The sequence below is a fragment of the Elusimicrobiaceae bacterium genome, assembly GCA_017520185.1.
Taxonomy (GTDB): Bacteria; Elusimicrobiota; Elusimicrobia; order Elusimicrobiales; family Elusimicrobiaceae; genus Avelusimicrobium.
In genome coordinates this window covers 21,608-29,838 of record JAFXGO010000002.1, presented here as the reverse complement: position 1 = coordinate 29,838, position 8,231 = coordinate 21,608, and the positions used below count along the sequence as shown (strand labels likewise).

The 8,231-nt window shown below is 43.8% G+C and carries 10 protein-coding genes; 2 read left to right on the top strand and 8 right to left on the bottom strand.

The window, feature by feature from the left end:
• Nucleotides 1–85: 85 nt before the first annotated feature.
• Nucleotides 86–283: a hypothetical protein gene (locus IKL48_00205; protein ID MBR3603112.1), complete on the bottom strand. Its 198-nt coding sequence runs from the start codon at nt 281–283 to the stop codon at nt 86–88.
• A gap of 160 nt (nt 284–443) precedes the next feature.
• Between IKL48_00205 and IKL48_00200 the strand changes: the two genes are divergently transcribed.
• Nucleotides 444–1,076: an NYN domain-containing protein gene (locus IKL48_00200; GenBank protein ID MBR3603111.1), complete on the top strand. Its 633-nt coding sequence runs from the start codon at nt 444–446 to the stop codon at nt 1,074–1,076.
• 119 nt (nt 1,077–1,195) lie between these two features.
• Nucleotides 1,196–1,342: a hypothetical protein gene (locus IKL48_00195; protein MBR3603110.1), complete on the top strand. Its 147-nt coding sequence runs from the start codon at nt 1,196–1,198 to the stop codon at nt 1,340–1,342.
• 135 nt (nt 1,343–1,477) lie between these two features.
• On the opposite strand, the gene IKL48_00190 is transcribed toward IKL48_00195, so the two are convergent.
• Genes IKL48_00190 through IKL48_00160 form a run of 7 tightly spaced genes read right to left on the bottom strand, consistent with a single transcriptional unit; the run spans nt 1,478 to nt 8,230 of the window.
• Nucleotides 1,478–1,690 carry a hypothetical protein gene (locus IKL48_00190; protein ID MBR3603109.1) on the bottom strand — a complete coding sequence of 71 codons (213 nt, stop codon included), beginning with the start codon at nt 1,688–1,690 and terminating at the stop codon, nt 1,478–1,480.
• Nucleotides 1,690–1,920 carry a hypothetical protein gene (locus IKL48_00185; protein ID MBR3603108.1) on the bottom strand — a complete coding sequence of 77 codons (231 nt, stop codon included), beginning with the start codon at nt 1,918–1,920 and terminating at the stop codon, nt 1,690–1,692. Before IKL48_00185 ends, IKL48_00190 begins: the two co-directional genes overlap by 1 nt.
• The gene (locus IKL48_00180) at nt 1,913–2,311 is read right to left on the bottom strand and encodes a hypothetical protein (protein MBR3603107.1); all 399 of its coding nucleotides are present in this window, start codon (nt 2,309–2,311) and stop codon (nt 1,913–1,915) included. Before IKL48_00180 ends, IKL48_00185 begins: the two co-directional genes overlap by 8 nt.
• A 1-nt stretch (nt 2,312) precedes the next feature.
• Entirely contained in the window at nt 2,313–2,540 is a 228-nt protein-coding gene (locus IKL48_00175; protein ID MBR3603106.1) for a hypothetical protein, read from the bottom strand.
• The gene (locus IKL48_00170; protein MBR3603105.1) at nt 2,537–4,072 is read right to left on the bottom strand and encodes a hypothetical protein; all 1,536 of its coding nucleotides are present in this window, start codon (nt 4,070–4,072) and stop codon (nt 2,537–2,539) included. The genes IKL48_00175 and IKL48_00170 overlap by 4 nt, the downstream gene beginning before the upstream one ends.
• Before the next feature lies 1 nt (nt 4,073).
• The gene (locus IKL48_00165) at nt 4,074–5,486 is read right to left on the bottom strand and encodes a hypothetical protein (GenBank protein ID MBR3603104.1); all 1,413 of its coding nucleotides are present in this window, start codon (nt 5,484–5,486) and stop codon (nt 4,074–4,076) included.
• Nucleotides 5,486–8,230, bottom strand: a complete 2,745-nt coding sequence (locus IKL48_00160) for a hypothetical protein (protein MBR3603103.1) — start codon at nt 8,228–8,230, stop codon at nt 5,486–5,488. The genes IKL48_00165 and IKL48_00160 overlap by 1 nt, the downstream gene beginning before the upstream one ends.
• Between the last annotated feature and the right edge of the window lies 1 nt (nt 8,231).

Here is an 8,231-nt window from a genome sequence, read left to right as displayed (position 1 = left end):
ACGGAGAGGGAGGGATTTTATACACCGTCTGAGTGCCCCCTACTTCGACCCTAGCACTTTTTTAGTTTTTTTCTATGTTTTATTTTTAAGATTTTTGCGTTTTTTCTTTAGAGACATCAAAGATTTTTCTCATGTTGAACTCGGTCTTTTTTCCATCATTCCACCGCTGTACAGGGCGCAAATACCCTACCACGCGGGAATAGACCTCACAGGGGGTACCTTTTATTTGTTTCATTAAATTTTTAATAACAAGAATTTTATTTTTGATATGGTTTTTTGACATAAATTCTCCTGTTTGTTATACTATAAATCAAGGGATTGGGAAATTCTTTTTACCACTTGATTTTTATGTATTTTTTTGCTACATTATATGTACATCACAATTAAATTTTAATCGGTTTAATTGTCCCCCCGATCTCAAAAGGATTGGGGATTTTTTTTATATGAATAAACAAAAATCACGGAAAATTTTCTTTGTAGATGGCTTTAATTTGTATCACGCTATTGAAAGAGCGGCGTTGACAGATTCTGAGTTTATTAATGCAAAATGGCTTGATTTAGAGAAGTTATGTTCTTTCTTTGTTGACACCAATATAGAAGAATTGTCCGGTATTAAGTATTTTACTACTTTATCTTGGAAGTCCACTTCTCTTCCTAAACAACAAATGTATATTTCGGCCTTGCTTGCGAAATCTCATTGTGTAGAAATCGTGTATGGTAAGTTCAAAAAAAAGACCCGAAATTGTCCGGAATGTAATAAATCCTATACTGGGCATGAAGAAAAATTAACCGATGTAAATATAGCCATTTACTTATTGGAAAGTGCCTTAAAGAATACTTTTGATGAGGCTGTAATTATTTCGGCTGATAGTGACTTGGTACCTGCTATTCTTGCAATTAAGCGTAATTTTCCCGGTAAAAAAGTATCCGTTCTTCCACCCTTTTGTCATACGGCTAACGATTTAAAAAATAATGCAGATGGTAAATATAAAATGACCAGACGGCACTTGTTGGAGTCTCAACTTCCGGAAACGCAGTCCAACCCAAGACCGCCAGAATGGAAATATGCAAAATAATCTCCCCCACCCCAATCGGTGGGGGTTTCATTTTACTTTTTTCAAATTGTCAAAGATCCATTCCCTCACTTACCGAGGAAACCTTGGTAACTTGTAAGAAAACCTTACAGGTTAAAAAAGTGTTTATTTCCGAAACGGAAACAATTCACACATTTCCGATTATTTCCCCTTTTGCACCTGCTTTCTATGCGGGCAATCCGGCCGGCAGACGATCCGGCAAGGTGCCGCAGTTAGAGAACACAGACATTCGCTGTGGTATCGGTTAAATTCGCTCAAGGCGCAGTCTTTATCGCTCATTGGTACATACTTCCTTAAAAGCCACCAAAGCCCGCAAATTCTGCGTATTTAAGCCGTCCAAGCCCTCATCGGTATAGTCAAAGGTTATCCGGCAAACCGCGGCATTATTTACCGCTACCGCCGCGCAACCGCTCAAGGCACTCATCGCGGTCCATAGTATTAGCACGGTCAATAGCATTGTCCACTTTTTCATTTGCCAGTTTCTCCTGTTCTTTTTGCGCCAAAAGGACTTTTTGGCGCGCCACTTTGGCCGCAAGGGCGGCAATGCACCACACCGCCCCGACGGCACCTATCAGCACTATCCAAGCCGAAGACATTATTTACTCTCTTCCGGTTTGTTTTCTACCGGTTTGCTTGCTCCCACAAAGGAACCGTCTGCATTACACAAAGACAATGCTTCCAAGACCTTAATCACTTTAGCCACGGCATTATCGTCTTTTTGTGTAGGGGTCAATTTTACTACCACCGTAGCCAAACCGACCAGTGCCGTCAAAATGACACATATATCTTTCCAATGGGCACAAACCCAGTTATACACTTCATTCATGTTCTTTCTCCTTTATTTCAATATGTGGAAAATCTTTTAACGTTTTCCAAAAAGCGCCATAGACGAAATGGCTTTTTATTTTGCCGATGCCGCGCAGCATACAGGCCAACGCGTCAAAGCGGTAAATCATTTCGCGAAAGCGCTCCAAGTTTTCCCAGTCAATCGGGTACGGGGCAATATCCACCGCCAAAGACGGCGTTTTGTTATGCGCGCTACGCGGGTAGCGCACGTTGGAATTGCCGCGCTCAAAGGCATTATTTTGCTCTTTTTCCCCCCGATATCCTTGCAGAACGGAAAAATCGTATTGCTTGATCAGTTCCTCGCACACGCGCACAATATCGGGGTGGCAGGAATTGAGCCGTTCACGGCTGATTTTAGAGAATTTTGGCATATCAATTCCCTCCTGCGTGTCTTTGCAAGATAAAACTTTCCATACGCGTGACGGATCCCAAAATGAGATCCAATTTCACGCGGTCTTCGGCAAGTTGTCTTTCATGGGATGCCACTTTGGTTTCTAACTTCTCCACGCGTGGCGGGATTCCGTGCATGGTCACCACCCAAAAAGATATAGCACCGATGGCTGCAAGAACGTAAAGCCATGCTTGAATTTTGTTGATCATTCGCCGGACTCCTCAGTTTCGGGGGCCACAGGTATATTAAGGTCAAAATACCCCGCATTTACTCGCGCGTCTCCGCGACAGGGAGACAAAAACCACGTTTCGTCGCCATTTGGCCCTTTGTACTTTTTCCCTATCAGCTTTTTGTCTTTTGTGTAATGGTAAAAAGTAATGTATTTTCTGGAAATTCTTCCTGTACAAGGACTATAAGATATGTTTGTCTGCCAATCACAAGTAATGATTATTCCCGTATCAGGGTTATCTATAATATGGGGCATATTTCCATCATAAGAATTTTGGGTCGAATAGTCGCATATTATAGCTTCAGTAGTTTGCCATTGCCCTGTCTCTATATCAAAAATAAGAGGCTCCACAAGTCTAGCTGATCGGAATTTTAACAAATTCCCTTCTAGTTCTATCTTCGCGCTAAAAGGCCAAATTCCTACGTGGGTATTTACTAAATCCGTAAGAGAACTGGTTTGTATGCTGGCACTTATCACACACATCGGCAATGTTGACATTGGATACAAGTTTAACAAATCAGATACTTTTGCAATGCTTAAATTGTATATCATCGCACCGCGCGGGTCGTTCTTTTCATAAGCGGTAATACAATACACAATTAGTTCGTCTGCGTACCTATAAAAACGAGCAGACGCTATATATCCATCTCCCCCTCCTGGTTTTACCGTCGCAGACGTTTCTGCTCCAAAAGTCACCGCGCCGTTTTCATCAAAAGATACAGGTCTTCTTCTGATTTTATGTCTTGAGTCAGAGCCGCCAGTACATTCAAACACATATAAATAGCCGTCTTTAAACAGAAGATCTGTTTCGGTATTCATTATTGGAGTTAAAAGTGCTTGTTGGGAAGTATTAAAATTGTAATAAGACAATCCTTCATAATTTGATCTGTGATTTGCATATACAACTAAACTTCCGTCGTTAGTCACGGCTATATTTCCGTTGGGATAATATGTTTGCACGGTCACTTCGTGCAATAGCTCAAATCTATCTTCTTTAATATCGTATACCTTGAGGTCGTATTGGGTCGTAAAAATAGCCACCTTCGTTCCATCCAAACTTACACCCATATAACAAAATGAGTTTGAAGCATCGCCAACTTCCAACGAAAACTTTACCCCCGCCAACAGTTCGTCTATATTAGAGTAATTGCCGTACGGGATATAATAAAGAAATCCACCTCTCCACAACACAACATCTTGATTTTGGTTTACTTCTTTCCAATTTGTATAATTCGACCCATTGTCATTTAATTGGCCTCTTGTGTAAGATGTCCTCATCTTTACATAAATATTTTCTGTATCGTCAGACGGCACAATATTATAAACCTTGCTTGCCATAGCCAATATTTCTTCTTTAGACTCGGTAGCCTGCCCGCGACTCGTCAATGCTTTAGCCAATGCAATTTTCCCCTGCGCATATTTGGTTTGCAGTTCCGTCAAAACGGTTGCCGCACTTTCCCCGTCCAAACCGGCTTGAGCCAACTGATTGTCGTTCAATTTTGTTTCCGCCATACTAATAGACCTCCGTCGTGATTTTATCACTCAATTCCAAAGCCGTCACAAAGGTAATTTCTTCCCCGCTGATTGTATAATCGGCTTCCGGCTCCAACAGCAAGCCGTTTTTATAAACTTTCACCAATTCCGCATCTTCCAAGCCAACCGCTGTAATAGTGGTGCCTTCCTGCTCTTTGTACCACGTCAATACAGGCAGCTTACCGCCACCGCCGCCACCTTCGGTGCCAAGCAGTTGTTCCACCGGAGTGGTATAAAAAACGCCAAGATAGTAATAGACGGCTACAAAGCGGCTCTTTGGCGCGGTTTCTTCGCCTGCGTAATGCTCGCCTAGCGTGGCAGAATCTGCCTTTACGTGCGTTCCCCAATCGTCACTCCCGCCGGACTCCGCATTTGCGCTAAAGCGGGATTCCACCTTAAACATGCCTTCATATTTCCCACGATTTCCGCGGTCAAAACCCGAGAACATACCCGTCAGCGGGCGCATGGTATCTTTTTGGTAAGCAGACAAATTGTCTGCATCTACTGCCGGACGGAAGTAGTTGTTGGATTTTGGCAGATAAAAAGAGAAAGTTTCTTCATCAAGCACCCAACCGCCGGAGTCTCCGCACAAAGCAAAACGGCTATCGTAGTCGTTTTTGCTATAAAAACGGCGCATGCTGTCCAAATTAACCTTATAAGTAAATTGCGTTTCGCCGATCGTTTCGGTGCGTTCCACCGCTTCGGCATATTCTTCCACCAATTTTTGGTAATACTGCCAATATTTGCCTTTGTAGCAGCGCGTGCCTTGCAACTCATATCCCATGGCATCTTCGCCGGTAAGCAAATGGTCCACCATAATCATAGCGCCGGGAGCCACACTCCGCCCGACGAATGAGCCGGACGTCATCATTTGAAAGGATCCCAACGCGCCATTATAAAAGAACAAATACGTCTTTCCGGCACGCAAGATCCCTTCGCTTAATTCCTGCTCGCCAAACAAAATTGGCTTTGCTTCCAATGTGTTAAGCTGCAACGTAGCAGGACCGGTATTGTCATTAGACACTTGGACCGATACCACCATGCTATTGGGCAATTTTTCCGGCGCGGGGATTAAATTGACTTTAATGATGTTTGCTTCGGCGCTAATGTCTTTGCCGAAGTTAAACGCGTTTGCCTGCACCTGCTTGGTGGCAGGTACGTCAAGGGGAGCGCTTGCTTCGCCCACCCCTGTAATTTTGTTGCCACCCATTTTAAAAGCACCGGTGGCCGCCTTACGGCCGTCAGACAAAAAACATTGATTGAATGCTTCTGCTTTGTCATTGTCATCATCGTCGTGACGCGTGGCCAAAATATTCGTTCCGGCATCGCGGTCATCTTGCCACCCTGTCGGGCCGTAAATGCGTTTAAAGTTTCCGTTTTGGTCAAAAGGCATTATTCATCCCCCTTATTTAAATTTTTCCCGCCGATAGCGCCCTGTTGCCCCAAGTTATAAGGGCGTTGGAGCAAAATCAAAAAGTCACGCATGCTAAAATCTTTCTTCTTTTTCTTCTTGACATTTGCTTTTTCATTGGCTATACTATTTGTAAGCCCTTGACTGCCTTTTGTGGCGTCGCCCGCCACTTGGCTAGTAGTTACTGATATGGCACCAGAGTTATCAGTAGCGTTCAAGGGCCTTTTTTCTGAGTAAGTATTATTTTTGTCTTTCTTTTCTCTAAAAGCAGTAATAAGACGCTTGTTTTTTTCTTTGTTATTTCCAAAGACAACCAAGAAATTTTCTTTATCATCTAGTGGTATTCGGTAATTTTCTTTTTCGTTATGTATTTTGTAGGGTTGATATTCTCTGATGATGTTTGGTACACGCATAGAATCTTCTACACTTGTATCGTGTTTGAAAATCATTTTTGAAAATCCAAAATTTCCTTTTGTTCCGGTTTCTTTCAGCAATTCGTCTCCGGACACGATTATATTTCCACTATTGGGGTCAGATATAGCAGCCCCACGATTGATAAAATATTTCTCATTTCCATTTGGGTCCATGGTAACGAGAATATCATCTTTTCCCTGCAAAGTTCCTTTCAGAGGATTGAGTTTAACTTCTTCATATCCTTTTTTTATTTGAGATTGTTCGTTTGAAATTGTTTTTTTTATTTTTTGAGAACGCATTTTTTGACGTAGCAGATTTCTAACCTCTGCTTTCTCTCTACTCGTCAATGGCCCGGCAATATTAGAAAAAGCACCGCCGGCGCCACTGATGTCTACATAGTTTCCCGTCGGCAGTCTTCCGGCTTTGGCTCTCATAATGGCCGCATAACCGGGATCAATACTCATGCGTGCAATGTCCTTAGGAGAAACAACGAAAGCCTTGCTGAGCAGTTTTTTCGCGGTTTTGGTTAGGATTCCTGTGGGGGTTGTGGGTACATCACTCATATCCATAATGCGTTCAGCTGTTTGGGATCCACGGAACAAGCCGCGTAAATTTTCAGCCGTTTTCATTTCGTTTGCAATTTTCGGCAGCTGTTTTTTCAAATCAATGCCAGCCGCCTGCATTTTGCGCAAGCGGTTTGGATTAAATAGCTTTTGTGGGGTATTTTCCCAAGCCGCACCGCCACCTTCCAAAAGTTTACGCAGAGCTTGCCCCATGCCCATTTTGTAGCCTGCTTTTTCGGCTTCCGCGGCGGAATTAATGATTTGTTCAGCCAAGTCTATTTGTGCCAAACGTCTCTCCGCTACTCCCTGCCCCTTAAGCAAAGCGGCTTTTTTACGCATGGCGGCAAAATCCGGTTTGGCTCCGGAGCGCCCCATATCTCTGACTTTAGAAATAATGTCATCGGCCGGATCTAAAAAGGCACGCTGTCCGGCTTTGGCACCTTCTTCAAATTTAAAACCTTGCTCCGCCACACTGCGCGCTATTTTGTAATTAGGATTTACTTTGTCCAATTTGGCAAGCAAATCAGCACGGCTTTTCATCAAGTCACCCAAAACAACCCCGTCGGTAGGTTTTAATTTGCCCGTTTCTATGCCGGTTTGAATGGCCTTGATTTTATAATCAAGTCCACGTTTTACAGCGTCCAAAAATCTAAAAGAATTCTCCGGATATCCTTTCAAAGCCTGCGCGCTGTACGGGTTGCTTCTTAGTTCTTCCGCCACCAACTTAGCCATGGGGTCTAATTCAATTTTGACTTTCGGTACACTAAAGACTTTGTCATAAAGTGGCTCGGCTAGCTTTTGCGCGGTCTCGTGGCGTTTTTTAAGCACAGAATCGTAGCCTTTATCGCCGAAAATATCATCCAATACTTGCTCCGTGTTAGACTTTACTTTTTGCATACGATTATTGGCATAATCGTACAGCATTTCAGAAGCGTCCATGTCGGCTTTATCCGCACCGGAAATCAAACGCAAAGCCCGTTTGTCGGCCATATCAATCAAAGGCACTTTTTTATCAATGCTTTCTTCCAATTTGCCTTTGGCGGCTTTGGAAAGTTGTTTGTAGGCGCGCACCTGTTTATTCATATTGTGGGCAATTTTTCCTACTTGCTTCCATACCACAGGCACGCCGGCTCCAAAAGCACCGCCTAAGAAGCCACCTATACCAGCTGATTTTAGACCTTGTACGGGGTCCAGTTTTTCACTGTCTTCTGTCAAGCCGCTTCCTGCTCCATAAAGGCCCCCTGTCAATGCGCCAGTCACTCCACCGGCACCTACTTTGCCCAATTTTGCTAAAGCCTTAGCCCCGGCCACTTTTCCTGCGCCGCCTATGCCTGTAAACAAACCGCCCACCATTTCTGCGGCCGTATTTAGTTTGCCATGTTTTTCGGCAAATTCTTTTTGCCCCTCTACAAACTCTTTTCTTCCCTCGCGGAAGTTCTTTACAGGATTGAAATCCGTTGCAGACAGTGGGGTCCCTTCCAGTAAATAAGTAGCCATTTTGGCCGCAGGGGCTACCGCCGCATTTGTTATGCCGCCCAACACATCGCCAAGGCCGAATAGTGCCCCTTCCGCGACGGCCCGTCCTGTTTTGGCGGCAGTATCCCAACCTCCGCTTTTCACAGGCTCTTTGTAGTTTCTGATATCCTCAACGGTATATCCGCAATCGGCAATATAGGCATCAATATGCTTTTCGCTTACTCCCAGTTTTACCAAGCCGCGCACGTGTTCTTTTACTTGTTGAATTTCCATA

Coding starts and splice junctions, on each gene's coding strand:
- IKL48_00205 (MBR3603112.1), bottom strand. CDS start 283: ATGTCAAAAAACCATATCAAAAATAAAATTCTTGTTATTAAAAATTTA.
- IKL48_00200 (MBR3603111.1), top strand. CDS start 444: ATGAATAAACAAAAATCACGGAAAATTTTCTTTGTAGATGGCTTTAAT.
- IKL48_00190 (MBR3603109.1), bottom strand. CDS start 1,690: ATGTCTTCGGCTTGGATAGTGCTGATAGGTGCCGTCGGGGCGGTGTGG.
- IKL48_00185 (MBR3603108.1), bottom strand. CDS start 1,920: ATGAATGAAGTGTATAACTGGGTTTGTGCCCATTGGAAAGATATATGT.
- IKL48_00180 (MBR3603107.1), bottom strand. CDS start 2,311: ATGCCAAAATTCTCTAAAATCAGCCGTGAACGGCTCAATTCCTGCCAC.
- IKL48_00175 (MBR3603106.1), bottom strand. CDS start 2,540: ATGATCAACAAAATTCAAGCATGGCTTTACGTTCTTGCAGCCATCGGT.
- IKL48_00170 (MBR3603105.1), bottom strand. CDS start 4,072: ATGGCGGAAACAAAATTGAACGACAATCAGTTGGCTCAAGCCGGTTTG.
- IKL48_00165 (MBR3603104.1), bottom strand. CDS start 5,486: ATGCCTTTTGACCAAAACGGAAACTTTAAACGCATTTACGGCCCGACA.
- IKL48_00160 (MBR3603103.1), bottom strand. CDS start 8,230: ATGGAAATTCAACAAGTAAAAGAACACGTGCGCGGCTTGGTAAAACTG.